The sequence below is a fragment of the Terasakiella pusilla DSM 6293 genome, assembly GCF_000688235.1.
In the GTDB taxonomy this organism is placed as follows: domain Bacteria; phylum Pseudomonadota; class Alphaproteobacteria; order Rhodospirillales; family Terasakiellaceae; genus Terasakiella; species Terasakiella pusilla.
Map to the genome: position 1 here is coordinate 47,954 of NZ_JHYO01000008.1, position 16,475 is coordinate 64,428.

Consider the following 16,475-nt stretch of genomic DNA (forward strand, 5'->3'; position numbering starts at 1 on the left):
CAGATTTTTTATGAGGATAAATCATGACAGCACGTCCAAACAATCTCGACAGCTATTGGATGCCCTTTACCGCCAATAAGCAGTTTAAAAAAGACCCCCGCATGCTGGTTTCTGCCGATGGCATGTATTACACAAGTGATGATGGTCGCCAGATCATGGATACCTCAGCGGGTCTGTGGTGTGTCAATGCTGGACACAACCGCCCGAAAATCCGCGAAGCCGTACAGGCGCAAGTCGCGGAACTGGATTATTGCCCGTCTTTCCAATTCGGGCACCCCAAAGCGTTTGAACTTGCCAACCAAGTTGCCGAGCTGTTCCCCGATGGGATGAACCATGTGTTCTTTACCAACTCCGGTTCTGAATCGGTGGACACCGCCCTTAAGATCGCACTTGCCTATCACCGCACCAACGGGCAAGGCACCCGCACCCGCCTGATCGGGCGTGAACGCGGCTATCACGGCACCGGCTTTGGCGGCATTACGGTCGGCGGTCTGGTCAAAAACCGCATGTATTTCGGCAGTCTGCTAACAGGCGCGGATCATATGCCGCACACCCACGACTTGGCTAAAAACGCTTTCACCAAAGGCTGCCCGGAACATGGCGCAGAGCTTGCGGACGAGCTGGAAAATATCGTTGCCCTGCATGACGCCAGCAACATCGCCGCTGTGATCGTGGAGCCTATGGCAGGTTCAACAGGTGTTCTCATGCCCCCCAAAGGCTACCTCCAACGCCTGCGCGAGATTTGTACCAAACACGGTATCCTGTTGATCTTTGATGAGGTCATCACCGCCTTTGGGCGTTTGGGCACCGCAACGGCATCTGACTATTTTGGTGTAAAACCCGATATTATCACCTGCGCCAAAGGCCTGACCAACGGCGTTGTCCCTATGGGGGCCGTGGTGGTTGCTGATTACATTTATGACACCATGATGGAAAAGGCCGACAGCCCGATTGAGCTGTTTCACGGCTATACCTATTCCGGTCACCCCATCGCCTCAGCTGCTGGCCTTGCCACCCTTGAAACCTACCGCGAAGAAGGCTTGTTCCAGCGCGCCCATGATCTTGCGCCCTATTGGGAAGAGTCTTTGCATCAATTGAAAGACTGCAAGAACGTCATCGATATTCGCAATATCGGTCTTGTCGGCGCAATTGAACTCGAAGCCAAAGGCGGCACACGCGGTTTTAATGCGATGGTGGAAGCCTACAAACAAGGCCTGATGATCCGCATCACCGGGGATATTATCGCCATGTCCCCGCCGTTGATTATCGAAAAGAAAGAAATCGACCAGATTATGGAAACAATGCGCAGCGTCCTCGCCGCAATCGACTAAAAGGAAAAGACTTCAATGATCGGACATTTTATCAACGGTGACACTGTTACCCCGACGAATGGCAAAACCGCAGATGTGTTTAACCCGACCACAGGTCAGGTCAGCACCCAAGTCTGCCTTGCCAACGAGGACGACCTCAACAACACCGTTGCGGCTGCAAAAGCCGCCTTCCCGGAGTGGGCCAACACCCCGCCGCTGCGCCGCGCACGCATCCTGTTTAAGTTTAAAATGATGCTGGAAGACCGCATCGACGAGCTGGCGGAAATCATCTCCAACGAACATGGCAAAGTCTTTAGCGATGCCAAGGGTGAAGTCACCCGCGGTATGGAAGTTGTAGAATTTGCCTGCGGTATTCCGCACCTGTTGAAAGGCGATTTCACCGAAAATGTCGGCACAAACGTGGACAGCCATTCTATGCGCCAAGCCTTGGGTGTGGTCGCGGGCATCACGCCGTTTAACTTCCCCGCCATGGTGCCCATGTGGATGTTCCCCGTGGCGCTCGCCTGCGGCAACACGTTTGTTTTAAAACCAAGTGAGCGCGACCCATCTGCAGCACTTTGGATCGCAAACGCCTTGAAAGAGTGTGGCCTGCCCGCAGGTGTCTTCAACGTCTTGAACGGCGATAAGGATGCAGTCAACGGCTTGTTGGCACATCCTGATATTGCCGCCATCAGCTTTGTAGGTTCCACCCCGATTGCGGAACATATCTACACAACCGGTGCCGCCAATGGCAAACGCGTACAAGCCTTGGGCGGCGCGAAAAACCATCTGGTTGTTATGCCTGACGCGGATCTGGATCAAGTGTGTGACGCCTTGATGGGCGCGGCCTACGGGTCAGCGGGCGAGCGTTGCATGGCCATTTCCGTTGCCGTCTGTGTGGGTGATGAAGTTGCCGATCGTTTGAACGAAAAACTAAAGGCCGAGCTGCAAAAGCTCACCGTTGGCCCCAGCCTTGACCCTGCTTCTGAAATGGGGCCGCTGGTCACAAAAGACCACCTGAATAAAGTCAAAGGCTATGTGGACATCGGTGTTGAAGAAGGTGCCGACCTGCTGGTTGATGGTCGTGACTTTAAAGTCGCAGGCTATGAAGACGGCTTCTTTATGGGCGGGTGCCTGTTTGATCGTGTCACCCCAGACATGCGCATCTACAAAGAAGAAATTTTTGGCCCGGTCCTGAGCGTCGTGCGCGCCCAAAGCTTTGATGAGGCCCTTGATCTTATCAATGCGCACGAATTTGCCAACGGCACCTCCATCTTTACTAATGATGGCGATGCGGCGCGCACCTTTACCAGCCGTATCCAGGTCGGGATGGTCGGCGTCAACGTTCCGATTCCCGTCCCGATGGCGTTCCACAGCTTCGGGGGCTGGAAACGGTCCCTGTTTGGCGATCATAGCGTCCACGGGGAAGAAGGCGTGCGTTTCTATACAAAACTAAAAACCGTCACAACCCGCTGGCCCACAGGCATCCGGGCGGGCGCGGATTTCATCATGCCTACCATGAAGTAAAAAGACACTATTTCTCCAGAAAAACAGCCGCATACACGTCTATGCGGCTGTTTTATTTTCTGACGGCACTATTGTAACTTTAGATTGATAATCCCATATAATCTCTTTGTAGGACCACGTGCCTTTAAAGTGTTTGCATACAAAACTTTTTCCTTAGGGATTGACCTTTATCGAATTTTTAATATTCTCGCGCTAAGATTGCTCATTGGAGAAAAAGATTTCATGATTAAGCAATTAACACGCATCTTTAGCATCGTCGCCCTAATGGTAAGTTTTGCCAACGCGACTCATGCCTCCGATGTGGCGAAAATATATACGTCTTTTTTCTCCAATGTTGTGTCAGAAAATCAGGATCGCCCCGGCTTTGGGTATGAGCTGGTCGCGGAGACCTTCAAACTTGCCGGGAAGGACTTTGAAATTATTCCGCTTCCTTGGGCACGGGCTCAATATCTGGTCAAAAACACACCCGAAGCGCTGATCTTTCCCCTGTCATGGACGCCGACCCGCAATGCCCACTATGACTGGAGCCTGCGGATTTTCAGCAACCACACACATTTCATCGGGTTTAATAAAACCAAACTGACAGCCGATAGCGCCCACCAAAAACGCATTGGCGTCCAGCTTAAATCCGGTTGGGACAACTGGTTGACCGAACAAGGTTATCAGGATGTCTACCGTGTCCCCGGTGATGGCAAGGAATTGATCAAGCTATTGCGAAATGACCGCATTGATGCATGGTATACTGACACCATTATCGGTGACTATGTGATCGGTCATCTCGACCAAAAAAACTTCACCTACAGTGATCCGATCCAGACCTTCCAAACCTATCTGGCGACCAACCGTGACGTGCCTTACCCCCATGTCGCCGCCCTTAAAACCGCTTTCAAACAATTAAAAGACAGTGGTCGGCTGGACGAAATCTTCAAAAAATACAATATCTCAGACCTGAATAAGTAATGAATGTACTGCACACCTCTGATTGGCACCTGGGGCGCATGCTCTATGGGAAAAAGAGATACAATGAATTTGCAGCCTTTCTCGACTGGCTGATCACCACAATCAAAGATCAGCGGATTGACTGCCTGATCGTTGCCGGTGATATTTTTGACACCACAACCCCCAGCAATCGGGCGCAATCTCTCTACTATCAATTTCTCTGTGACATGGCGAAGACCGAGTGCCGCCACGTGGTGATCGTTGCGGGCAATCACGACTCGCCCTCCTTCCTTGATGCGCCGAAGGCACTGTTAAAGGCGCTCAATGTCCATGTGGTCGGGCAACGCAGCGACCATATGAGCGACGATATCCTTGTCCTGCGCGATGCCAATGCACAGCCAGAAGCCATTCTATGCGCCGTGCCTTATCTGCGTGATCGCGACTTACGTAAAGTCGAAGCCGGCGAAACCCTAAAGGATAAAGAACAAAAGCTCCTGACCGGCATAAAACAGCATTACCACGAAATCGCACAAACAGCTGCGCGCCTGCGCACGGACCTTAAGGCCGATATTCCCCTCATTGCGACAGGTCATCTGTTTGCCGCAGGCGGTCGCTTGGAAGAAGGGGACGGCGTGCGTGACCTCTATGTCGGCAGCCTTGGGCATGTGGGCGTCGATGTGTTTGCGGACCTGTTTGATTATGTCGCCCTTGGCCATCTGCATGTCCCCCAAGTGGTCGGCGGATGCGATATCGTGCGCTACAGCGGCTCCCCCCTACCTATGGGATTTGGGGAGGCGAAACAGCAAAAGAGTGTCTGTAAAGTGACCTTTGATGCGACAACAGCTGAGGTGCAGACCCTGGATATTCCCCTCTTTCAAAAGCTGGTCAAGCTGCAAGGCGACCTTACGGACCTGCGCGATCAACTCACCCGCCTTGTCCATCAAAAAGAAAGCGTCTGGGTAGAGCTTGTTTATACAGGCAAGGAAATTGCGCCCCACTTGCGCGATGACATGGAACAGATAATTGAAGACAGCCCCGTCGAGATTCTTCGTCTGCAAAACAAACAGATCGTGGACCGTATATTAAGCCAGTCCGACCAAAGCGAGAGCCTTGAAGACCTAAGCGTCCACGATGTGTTTGAACGCTGCCTGAGCACGGGGGACCATCCTGAGGCGCAACAGGACGACTTGCGCCACGCCTACAACGAGATTTTAAAAACCCTTTACGAAGACGACACCCGCGCCGAATAGCGAGACCTTTTATGAAAATCCTGAATGTCCGGTTTAAAAACTTAAACTCCCTTGTGGGGGAATGGTCCATCGACTTCACCGATCCGGCATTCACCACCGAAGGCATTTTTGCCATTACAGGCCCAACCGGGGCGGGCAAAAGCACCATTCTGGATGCCATCTGTCTCGCCCTGTTCGGGCAGACCCCGCGTCTGGGTAAAATCAGTCAGGGCAGCAACGAGATCATGTCGCGCCAGACCGGCATCTGCTTTTCAGAAGTCACCTTTGAAAGCCAGTCCGGCACCTACCGCAGCCATTGGAGCCAGCATCGCTCCCGCGAAAAGGCAGATGGCAACCTGCAATCGCCCAAGCACGAACTGTCGGACGCCGCCAGCGGCAACATCCTGTCCAATAAAGTCTCCCAAGTCCCTTCCCTCATCGAAGACGTTACGGGCATGGACTTTTCCCGCTTCACCCGATCAATCTTGCTGGCTCAAGGGGAGTTTGCCAAATTCCTGACCTCCAGCGCCGATCAACGCGCCCCGATCCTCGAACAGATTACCGGCACGGAAGTTTACAGCCAAATTTCCATCCTCGTCCACGAACGCAACCGCGAGGAAAATGACAAGCTCCAGCAGCTTAAACAAGCCGTCGATCACGTCACCTTGCTCAGTGAGGAAGACCTCACCACAATCACAGAAGACCTTGAGCGCGCAACAGAACAATTGGATGCGCGCAAAGACGCAAACGCCCATCTCACCAAGACCTTACACTGGCGTCACTCCATTGATAAACTGACAGCCGAGCTTAAAAGCTTGGAAGACGCACAGGTGCAACTCGCCAACGACACCACCGCCTTTGCCCCAAAACTCAACGCCCTTCTTGAAGCACAAAAAGCCGCCAGCCTCGACAGCCTGTTTGCCACACTCCAGACCAAACGCGCCGACCAAACGGCTGACCAAGCCCAACGCACGCGTGAGGAAGAAAAGCTGCCCCAATTGATCAAAACGGGCGAGGACAGCAAGGTCCGATTTGATCAAGCGGTTGAGGCCTTCAACACAGCCCGACAGCAACAAGCAAACGCCCAAAACCTCCTCAAAGCGGTGCGGCAACTGGACCACCAGCTCCAGACGGTAAAAGACAACTTGGCGAGCGCCCAAAGCCAGATTGATAAAGAGGAAACAGCCCTAAAAAACCTACAGGCCCAACATCTGCAAAACCACACAGACACAACCCGCCTCAGCCAACAGCGCACCGAAAGTGATGAATATTTGCGCACGCATGCGGCAGATGAAAGTCTGATCGCCGATCTTGCGGGTATTGAAGCCCAATTAAGCGCCCTGCAAGATCAACAAAAGGCGCTCACTCTCGCTGTGCAAAAACGCGACCATGCCCACAAAGCAGTGGAGGAGGCCGCTGAAAAAGTGGCGCAAGGAAGCGCCGCCTTAACCGCCCTTCACACAGCGTTTGAAAGCGCAACAACCCAAAAAGCCACGGCCCAAAGCCAGCTCGACACGCTTTTGGCAGGACGCCTCCTGCGGGAATATCAGACGGAGAAAGACACGCTCGTGCGCGAACTGGGCTTTAAACAGCAGATCGCCACCCTTGAGGCCCAGCGCCAACATCTGGAAGACGGCAAAGCCTGTCCACTTTGTGGGGCAACCGATCACCCCTTCGCCCAAGGCAACGTCCCCACACCGGATGAAACAGAGCTCCAGATCACCGAGATCACCCGCCTGATCGAGCAAATCGAACACGCACAACAGAACCTGCAAGACGCAGACAAAGCCGTCACCCAAGCGCGGGAAAAACACCTCGCCCAAGAACATCACAATGATCGTCTGCACCTTGAACAAACAACTGCCCAAACCACCCTCAGCGATGCGGAAAACCAAATGGCTGAGGCCAAAGCCAGCCTTGCCAAAAGTCTGGAAACCGTGCAGGCCCGTTTACACCCCTTAGGCATTGATCAGATCGATAGCACAAATACCCAAGACCTGCTCGCCCAACTGCGCCACCGCCGCGATCTCTGGCACAACGCTGCGACCCAAAAAACCACGTTTGAAAAAGAGGCCGACCGGCTGGAGACACAAAAGCGCCATCTGGAACAGAATATTCAAGACCAGACCAAACGCCTTACCCAACAACATGCCGACTTGGAGACCTTGCGCCACCGCCTCACCACCCAGCAGGCCGAGCGTCAAAACCTGTTTGGCGACAAAGACCCCGATCAGGAAGAAAAGCGCCTGAACGACCACGTTGCACAGGCTGAACAGCACAGAGAACAGGGCGAAACTCACTACCGCACCTGCCAGCAAACCTACACCACGGCGAAAGAAAAAATCGACGATCTCAAGGCCCGTCTGACAGAACGCGCGGATCAATTACATGGCTTGGAACATGAGTTTATCACCCAACTCAACGCCTTGGGCTTTGAGGATGAGGCAAGCTTCAATACCGCGCGCCTGCCTGCCGTTGAGCGCGACCACCTCCAACAACAGGCCACGGAACTGGAAAACCGCCGCCTCAACCTCACCGCCCGACAGGCAGAAAAAACCGAGGCATTGCGCGAGCTTCGCACCCAACACCAAAATGACCAGCCCCTAGCAGACTTGCAACACGCCCTTTCTGAGGGCGAAGCCCGCCTTGGGGAACTGCAAAGCCAAGTCGCCAGCTTGCGCCACCGCTTGGACGAGAATGAACGCGCCAAAGAGCTGATCAAAGACCGCCAAAGCGCCATCGTTGCTCAACAAAAAGAATGTGTAAAATGGAACAGCCTGCATCAGCTGATTGGCTCGTCAGACGGTAAAAAATTCCGCAACTTCGCCCAAGGCCTGACCTTTGAAGTGATGATCAAACACGCCAACCAGCAACTCAGCAAAATGTCGGATCGCTACCTCTTGCTGCGTGACACCACCCAACCGCTGGACCTCAATGTCATGGACAACTATCAAGGCGGTGACGTGCGCTCGACCAAAAACCTCTCCGGTGGGGAAAGCTTTATCGTCAGCCTCGCGCTTGCCTTGGGACTGGCCCAAATGGCAAGCCACAACGTGCGCGTCGACTCCCTCTTCCTCGACGAAGGCTTCGGCACATTAGACGAAGACGCCCTTGAAACCGCGCTTGAAACCCTCTCCAGCCTGCAACAAGACGGCAAACTCATCGGCGTCATCTCCCACGTCCAAGCCCTAAAAGACCGCATCCCCACCCAAATCCACGTCACCCCCACCCACAACGGCCGCAGCCGCTTAAATGTGCCGGGGGTTGGGGGGGGGGGGGGGGGTGAAAAGTGAAAAAGATTTTTTAAAAATCTAATACCCACAGGTAAGGTTTTTGCGAAAGGCTTTTCCTATTCTGCTAACTAAGATTCAAAGCCTTCCATAATCCTCTATGAAGCATAATATCTTCGTTAATTGAAAATGTAGAATTCTGGTTTCTGAACTTGTAACTATATCTTGTTTCCCTTCCAACCCTTTGAATATTTCCAATTGCGCATGATGAAAATAGAGCGTCGAGAATACTTGCCAGAACATCAGGATCGTCTGATATTTCTTCTTCAATAAAATTAATAAAGTCTCTCGTTTTGAGTTCTCTTGACCGAGTTTTGCCGAAATAACTAAAAACCTGTTCGATAATCTTATCAGAGATTATACCTACTAAACTATCTTTAATCTCTGGCAGAAAATACTCACTTGAGTAGTGCTTAACGCCCTCCTTGACATCATTCTCACTCAACGTTCTTGAATTATAAAAATTTTGCATACTTTTCATAAGCTGCAAAAAGTCTCTTGGAGTATGTCTCGTGTGATTGAGAAGATGTTTAATTGTTTCGGTATGATTGATGCGCTTGGGAAAAAAACTATCAAATATGTCAATGTTTTTGTCGATATATAAATGAGCTCTGGCATTTGCTAATTTGACTAACTCATTTTCAGCTAGATTCTCCTCCCCCCTATACCAATCAAGTTTTACACTAGTGTCTTGTCTAATTTTATTCTTATTTGTGTTGTTGGCTTTCTCAAACACATCAGTGCGGCACAAAATAATAATTTTAATTTTTTGTCTATTTTTGGCGAAGTGCATATTGAGCCGTCTTGCTTGGAAAATCAAAGACCCTATAGCCTTGTATTGCATTTCTTTACCTGTAAGGATGTCATCCAAACCATCAATTACGACAATGTGCTGCGAACCAAAGTTAACCGACAGAATTGCTTTTAACAGATGATCTTCAAGCATTGGCATTCGTCCAATTGCATCCGGTAAATTACCTTCTTCAGTGATTTTAAGGGTTTTTAAAATGTCTAAAGAAAACGTTCTTTTTGAAGAGTGCTCTATGATTCTCCGAATATTCGCATCTGGCAGAAGTCCTACAGACCTCAGAGTACCAAAGGTCTCAGAGAAATCGGCGCCTTGTGCCATGCTCTCATCTTGCTGTATGGAATCCATTACCGATATTAAAAGAAGCCAAGCCCAAGCAGACGGATAAGTTGCCTCAGAGCTTTCTTTCGAAGGACTAAGCTTATCAAATGTTTTAAAAGGAAAGTCTTCTAGGTTAATTCTTTTTACAAAAAATTCAGGATCATGAGCTGCCTCATTTTCAAGCTTCTCACCAAGAATGGATTTTCCTGCACCTTTATTGCCTAGAAACAAAAAATCAGGCTTAAACCTAGCATGGGATAGTGCATTTTTATGATCATAATACCCTTCATTGATCAACCTTGGTTGATACAAAGCTTCATTAGAAGCATCAGCATATCCAAATTCAATTTTTTTAAACAAATGACTACATCCTAAAAAGATAAAACAACATTTTTTCAACTTTTGCACGTCAACTTTACACAACCAAAAAGATATAAATCAAGCCCCATTCGACAAAACTTAGATACTTACTATGTCAAAAACTAACAAACCATGATTCAAGAGAATCCTTATAAAACAAAGTATTACACACCCATAAGATCGGATTCCTATAGGCAGAACACTAATAAATCGCGAGTTTGTTTTTTACTAAGAATCCTGTAATAGGTCATTGAAATTAAAAGAGAACATTTCAAAACAGGTTTAATTGTTTTCTTTAATAACTGTATATGATTTAATCATTTTCAGACCGACAAAATGCGGACAAAGGGAGCGGCACCTCTCTTAACGCGCCTTAAACACTTAAGGTGAACTTTGCGTTAGGAGAAAACATGCCTAGAACAATCCCACTATCTAAGGGCAACCACATTACAGGTTTCCATCCCATTCGCCCTGGCCATGGGATGGTGGCTTTTGAAAGTAAACTTGAGTGTGATTTTCTCTCTTGGATCACTAAATTTGGAGGCAACCCTACGGTTACCTCCCAACCACTCACAACAAAGTATTTAGATCATAACAATATCTGGAGAAAATATACTCCTGATTTTCTGATAACATATCCAACTTTAATTCCAGTCCAGTTACAAAAATGGAATTTCAGTACCAACACTATCATCGAAATTAAGTATTCTGCTGAAGCTGAAAAAAAGTCAGCAACGATCCAAAGAAAACTAAATGCCGTTCGTAAAATAGGCTACCGCACAGTTCTCCTTACAGAAATTGACATTACAGGAGAGCCCTATGAATAACTCAAAAACTCTTGACCCTTCAGTACATGAAGAAGCGAAACGCCGTTTTGATATCCTGAAAAAATATCGAAATCGAACACATTTCTCATTGGAAGAAATCACCTTACTTTCAAAAAAGTTAAAATTATCACAATCTCAAACAAGGAAGATTCTTCGTCGCTTCCTTGAAAGCGGGGGACTAAACTCCCTATTTCCCAGAAAGCCTGGACCGAGAGTTGGGACAAGAAAACTAATGCCAGCTTGCGAAGAAATCATTCGTGAGAAAATTTACAAATTTTATGCTTCACTATCTCAACCTAGTATCTTGAGGTTAAACGAAGAAATTACTGCTGAATGCAAAAAGAATTTTGTCCCAATTCCAAACATCAATACTGTAAGGGCAAGATTAAAAGATGCTGACGCCGAACTCATCGCAAAAAAAAGATATGGAATTGCCAAAGGGCATAGTCGACGAGGTACTGCCTTTAAAAGACACGTAGTTCAAAAACCTCTTCAAGAAGTTCAAATAGACCATACCCCTGTAGACATAATACTTCTCAGCGAAGACAAGAAAACAACATTAGGTCGGCCATATTTGACGATTGTAGAAGATGTCTACAGTCGTATGGTTCTAGGGTATTACCTTTCAATGCGCCCCCCAAGTTCATTATCAGTTGCTCTTGCTCTTCTTAATGCAATTTGGCCGAAAAACGATCTCTTAGACGAAGTCAATATTCCTAGTGAATGGTGTTGTTATGGAGTTCCCTATAGCGTCCATATTGATAATGCAAAAGAATTTCGATCTATTGCTTTGCGAAAGGGATGTGAAGAATTTGGTATAACCCTAAAATACCGTCCTGTAAAAAAATCTTGGTTTGGAGGTCATGTTGAACGCCTCTTAGGAACTATCAATAGTCAAGTTCATCAACTACCAGGTACAACAAAATCTAATCCGCTTGATAGAGGTGAGTACGAAAGTGCTGAGCATGCAAAATTCAATTTCAAAGAATTTGAAAGATGGTTAATCCTTCAAATCCAAAAATACCACCACTCCGACCACCAAGGCTTGGGGAGAATTCCACCAATCTCAATGTGGAAAATGGCTTGTGACAAAGGGTTTTCTCCTGAAACGGTTGGAGATAAAAAACATCTTTACCTAACATTTTTGCCGCTTGAAACGAGAACAGTTTCTCGTGAGGGTATTCGGCTATTCAACATACGTTACGTAAACACAGAGATTGAACGATATGCAAATTATCTTGGGAAAAAAGTCATTGTGAAATATGACCCAAGAAACCTTGCAAAGGTATGGGTCTACTTTCCAAACAATAATATCTACGAGTTTCATTATAGAAACCCAGGAAACCCTAACATCTCAAGGTGGGAACTAGAAGCAATCAGCAAAAAACTAATTGCTGAGGGGAGAGCACGGGTCTCTGAAGAAGCCCTGTTTCAAATTCATAAGCAGCAACGCGAAATAGAAAGAAGCGTTGCGTCCCAATCCAGTCAAATTGAGTCAGAACCAGAAAACGTAAATGAAGACCCCTTACGTAATTATTCTCCTAAGACTCTGGATACGGAGTAAGTGACATGACTGAAGATGCAACAAATTATAGTCATTTGAGTGAATTAGCACTTGAATACATTCATCGCAGTGACGACGAACGTAAAAGGTTCATATGCCAAGACAAATGGATAGCATTACCATTTGCAGAACAAGCAATTAAGCGCATTGAAGAGCTCCTTTTTTTTCCGAAGAACAAAAGAATGACATGTTTATTAATTCATGGAGAAAGTTCAATGGGAAAATCGCATATTTTGGATAGGGTTCGAAAGAAATACTCTGCAGGCATCCAACGAAGAGATGGAGGAGACAGCCACCCTATTCTGGCTCTTCAACTAGTTGCAACTCCTGATGAAAAACGTGTTATGTCAGCAATCACACGCAGCCTAAAAGCACCTACGCGAAATAGGGAAACAATTGAAAGCCTTGAACGGGTTATTAGTAATGTTTTTGCACGTATCAAGCCAGCAGCACTTTTCCTCGATGAATTTAACAACATTGATGCATGCTCACGCCAAGATCAGAAAAAAATACTCAATTTCTTCAAATATCTATCAAACGAATACCGGATGCCCGTTATAGCTTTTGGCACCTCTCTTTCAGTTTCAATCATAGGATATGATCCACAAATAAGTCGCCGCTTCGAAACCTTTTTATTGCCGACCTGGTCATTAAATGAAGAGTTTATAGACTTCGTAGCAAGCTTAGTTGCAACATATCCACTAAGAAAAAAAAGCCACGTCATCGAACCCAGATTATGTAGAGAAATTCTAGAAGTTTGCGATGGTGTAACAGGAGAAGTTGAAAAATTACTGCGCAGAGCAGCTTTAAAAGCTGTTGGGGGAGAAGAGCGCATAACGCCTTCGATCATATCGGAGGTAATAGATCAAAGATGGCTATAACTACATCATCACATTTTCAAAAGGTGGATTTCCTACCTCATGAGGCATTTTCCTCCTGGTTTACACGACTAGCATCTGAAAACAGTTGCTCTGCAAAAGATTTCCTTCATCTTCTTGATGACCATTTTGGCTACAAAGGAACATTGGTTCGATCAAGTCGTGATATTGATGATCCATCAGAGGAACTTCTAATAGCCCTATTTTGTATAGATTTTGCAAATGTCGAAGAAATGCGTTCCTCGACTTTATCATCTTGGAAGAATCAAATTACATTTCCTTGGCTTCGTACTCGCTATAATTCAAGTACCCTTTCCCCAGTTAAAAAAATCCGGTGGTGCCCTACATGCCTAAAGGAAAATGGCAATTTTGATATAAGGTATAGACTAGGTCAAAACCTGTGCTGCTCAAATCATAAACAATTTATATCAGATAAATGCCCCTGCTGCTTCCAACCCATCACTACTTGGCCTCTACTAAATAGTAAATATGCTCTGTGCCCTTACTGTCAATCTCACCTTGACAAAGGAAACCACTTAGAAGTCCCAGATTGGGCTTTGCAATGGCAAGAGCTCGTAGACACTGCCAATAAAAAATTTGTTGTGTTTCATACAGGAAAAAAAGTCGCTACCTTCAGGTTTGTCGAAATGTTTATAATGTTCCATGCACTTCTGGACCCATTATATTCCCCTGGAAAATGGGTGAAAGGCTTAGCTGAAAGCCCTTGGATACATCCTAAATATATCTACAGCCTATTCGACGAATTCCCAAACAGAGTATCTTCCATTACGACTCACATGCAGACATGCGCATTAATAATCATGCTAATGAACAAGGATGCAGACAAACTGAAATTTTTCTTCGCAAAACTTGATGAAACGCGTCAACGTATCGTCGCTGTTGTTTCAGATCGTTGCTTGCCCCTTAACTGGTCGTCCTACTTGCCAGCTTCAGCAATCGAGTTCGCAGAAACAGATGCTATGCTAAAAATGAGGAGACCTCTATATCAATCTTTCACACGTTACATACGAAATCCAAACCCGTCCAAACCTATCCAGCCATTACGTTATCCTCTCTCAAGAAAACGTAATGAAATATTGCAATAAATATAACTGATTTATAGGTGCATTATGTCTTCATCAGTCCGTATCTCAGAACGTCTCTTTCAAGCTGCTTATCAAAAAGGGAAAATTGAATGCAGATCTACCGCCAAACAAATCGAATATTGGGCGGAAATTGGTAGGACTGTGGAAAGACATGCAGGTCTTACGGCTATGGATTTATTGCAAATATCTTCTGGTGCTAAAACACTAATAATTGAAGAAATGGATGTCAGCAATATTTCAAGTTCAACCATCTTAGAACTTATTGAACAAGATAAAGCTTCCGGTGATTTCCAAAAAGATATTTTGAAAAATGGACCTATCTATCAGCGCTGTTTAACCAATACAAATTACCTTGAACAAATTCATCCTGATGGCAGCACAAAAATTGGAAATTTTGTTGATGGTTGTTTTGTAAAAAAGACATAAGCGAAGCGAAGAGAAATAATCACTTTTGCCATGACTATTACTTAGAAAGTTTATTGAAGAATGGATCCTTTTTTACTGTCTCGCTAGCTTTTTCAAGGTCAAGGCTACATATATCAAAATCAATTTCTATTTGTTCTGTTCTTGACATTGATTTCTCAAAAATCGCATGCCGATTATAAATCTCAAAATGCGGAGGATTGGAAACATACGCTACAAATTCTTCAAATAACTTATCTGCACTCCACTTTTTTATCTCAGCAGACAATTTAGAAACACACATGATCAGACTTCTAAGGCTAATTACACATGCATCTTGCAATTCATACCCATCAAATATGACAGAGTTAGTAATTATTATGTTGCTAACTCGAATTGCTTCTTTCCCTATACACAAGTGCTTAGCCACTTCCTGAATTTTTGTCTCTATAACCTCCTTTCGTTTCTTTAACTGAAAAGCACCTTTCGTAATGCCTTTTAAAGAATGATAAAACTCCCTTGAGCTTGCGTACTGACCAACACTTTTTGCCTCACACAAAACAAGATTATTTCCGATCTTTATAACAAAATCTGTTTCATTCTTACGTTTCCCTAAAATCCTATAGATTGGGATGCTGCGCGGCAAAACTTTGAACTTCTCCTCTCCCCACCCATTTGTGAAATTTGTAATTTGTTCAATACATCGTTGTTCGAAGTAAGTACCTCGAGCCGAACTTTCGCCATGGTTCCCCAGTTGCAACTGCAAAAACCTGACCGGATCAACAGTCAAAATCGCGGGGACAGTCAATTTCAGAAAGTTTTTATCAATACTGATCAGAGGCCTTGACCACACTCCATCTTTTGCAGGAATGGAGAAGGTTAATTTCTCAATTATTTTCCGAGCACGTTGGCGCGTGCAAGGTATGCAGTGAGATAATAAATGAATCAAATCCGTTTTTTGATAATCCATTACAATCAAATCAACACTTTTCTTCTGTTGCACCTCTTCGACTAGAGCCAAGCAAAGTGAATGTAAAATATCCCACGCATATACGACATCAACATGTCCTCGTTCTTCTAACGCGGTGAATAAATATTCAGTTCCTACCCACCCTCGAATTTTTGCCAAGCACGATGCTCTTGGTTTTTGAAAAACAGGAGCTGTTCTGAAAAATGGTTTTCCACCATCATAGCTAACGCCAGTTACAATGTCGTATTGAGAAAGAGCCAAGGCATCAAGACGGTCATAAACCTCATCATAGGCCTGTAAATACCATTCTTTATCCCTTTGGTAATTTATAGCTTTCCTGACCTGATAGCTTTCTCCAAATGAATTTCTCTTAGTCTCTAGAGACACCTTATCTTCGGAAAAAGAAACTTTATCTTCGAGAAAAAACACTCGATCAAAAGCAAACTTATAGAGAAAAATTGAATATAAAGTTTTTTGTATCGCTGAAGCGGCGGCATTCACTTCTGGCTTATTCAATGACTCAATCGGCAACACAATTTCAGTATCTAGTTTCCTTCTTTTAGACTGCATAAATAAAAAGTCAGAGAGAAGGTCAATTGTAGCCTCATTGAAATCCACCCCTTTTTCAAAGGTATCGACATCTTTTAGAATAGGTAGAACCGAGCGGTTAATATCGTTTAGTATGCTACTTATGACTAGCGGCAAAGGATGGTCGTCAGAGTTTTCATTGATCTTTTCCCAGTTGGTCTGACAGCGTTTTCCAACATATAACGCAAAACAAACAAGTTGCCTCTCTTGTTCATTATTTACGGGTATATTGCTCCATACATTTTCGTCCCACGCATAATTGTATGGCATAGAGACCTTCTTATCTTTTACGAACTGTCGAATACTCTCCATAACCCCCTCATTTACACAACCAAAGTAGGGTGACCCTCCCTATC

At 45.9% G+C, this 16,475-nt stretch carries 12 protein-coding genes; 10 read left to right on the forward strand and 2 right to left on the reverse strand.

Going from position 1 to position 16,475, the window contains the following annotated elements; genetic code table 11:
- Positions 1-23: 23 nt before the first annotated feature.
- From aptA to Q397_RS0107050, 5 genes are all read left to right on the forward strand, one after another.
- On the forward strand, positions 24-1,331 hold the full coding sequence (gene aptA, locus Q397_RS0107030) for an omega-aminotransferase AptA (RefSeq protein WP_028878807.1): 1,308 nt from the start codon (positions 24-26) through the stop codon (positions 1,329-1,331).
- A 15-nt stretch (positions 1,332-1,346) separates the two neighbouring features.
- Positions 1,347-2,837 (forward strand): CoA-acylating methylmalonate-semialdehyde dehydrogenase, encoded by a 1,491-nt coding sequence (locus tag Q397_RS0107035; RefSeq protein ID WP_028878808.1) that lies wholly within the window; start codon positions 1,347-1,349, stop codon positions 2,835-2,837.
- A gap of 222 nt (positions 2,838-3,059) precedes the next feature.
- The gene (locus Q397_RS0107040) at positions 3,060-3,797 is read left to right on the forward strand and encodes a substrate-binding periplasmic protein (protein ID WP_028878809.1); all 738 of its coding nucleotides are present in this window, start codon (positions 3,060-3,062) and stop codon (positions 3,795-3,797) included.
- Complete coding sequence (locus tag Q397_RS0107045; RefSeq protein ID WP_028878810.1) at positions 3,797-5,026, forward strand: exonuclease SbcCD subunit D C-terminal domain-containing protein; 1,230 nt, start codon at positions 3,797-3,799, stop codon at positions 5,024-5,026. Before Q397_RS0107040 ends, Q397_RS0107045 begins: the two co-directional genes overlap by 1 nt.
- A gap of 11 nt (positions 5,027-5,037) precedes the next feature.
- Complete coding sequence (locus tag Q397_RS0107050; RefSeq protein WP_028878811.1) at positions 5,038-8,298, forward strand: AAA family ATPase; 3,261 nt, start codon at positions 5,038-5,040, stop codon at positions 8,296-8,298.
- A gap of 64 nt (positions 8,299-8,362) precedes the next feature.
- Here the strand turns inward: Q397_RS0107050 and Q397_RS0107055 are convergent, their stop codons facing one another.
- Entirely contained in the window at positions 8,363-9,784 is a 1,422-nt protein-coding gene (locus Q397_RS0107055; RefSeq protein WP_028878812.1) for a P-loop ATPase, Sll1717 family, read from the reverse strand.
- A gap of 410 nt (positions 9,785-10,194) precedes the next feature.
- On the opposite strand from Q397_RS0107055, the gene Q397_RS0107060 reads away from it, so the two are divergent.
- From Q397_RS0107060 to Q397_RS21470, 5 genes are read left to right on the forward strand one after another with little or no spacing between them, the layout of a single operon-like run.
- Positions 10,195-10,611, forward strand: a complete 417-nt coding sequence (locus Q397_RS0107060) for a TnsA endonuclease N-terminal domain-containing protein (protein WP_028878813.1) — start codon at positions 10,195-10,197, stop codon at positions 10,609-10,611.
- A complete protein-coding gene (locus Q397_RS0107065) occupies positions 10,604-12,175 on the forward strand; it encodes a Mu transposase C-terminal domain-containing protein (protein ID WP_028878814.1) in 1,572 nt (523 codons plus the stop codon). Before Q397_RS0107060 ends, Q397_RS0107065 begins: the two co-directional genes overlap by 8 nt.
- A 5-nt stretch (positions 12,176-12,180) precedes the next feature.
- A complete protein-coding gene (locus Q397_RS0107070; protein WP_028878815.1) occupies positions 12,181-13,056 on the forward strand; it encodes a TniB family NTP-binding protein in 876 nt (291 codons plus the stop codon).
- On the forward strand, positions 13,047-14,159 hold the full coding sequence (locus Q397_RS24645; protein WP_084148972.1) for a TniQ family protein: 1,113 nt from the start codon (positions 13,047-13,049) through the stop codon (positions 14,157-14,159). The genes Q397_RS0107070 and Q397_RS24645 overlap by 10 nt, the downstream gene beginning before the upstream one ends.
- Positions 14,160-14,183: 24 nt before the next feature.
- Positions 14,184-14,585, forward strand: a complete 402-nt coding sequence (locus tag Q397_RS21470) for a TA system antitoxin ParD family protein (protein WP_038013004.1) — start codon at positions 14,184-14,186, stop codon at positions 14,583-14,585.
- A gap of 37 nt (positions 14,586-14,622) precedes the next feature.
- On the opposite strand, the gene Q397_RS0107085 is transcribed toward Q397_RS21470, so the two are convergent.
- Positions 14,623-16,431, reverse strand: a complete 1,809-nt coding sequence (locus Q397_RS0107085) for a hypothetical protein (protein WP_028878817.1) — start codon at positions 16,429-16,431, stop codon at positions 14,623-14,625.
- Positions 16,432-16,475: the final 44 nt, after the last annotated feature.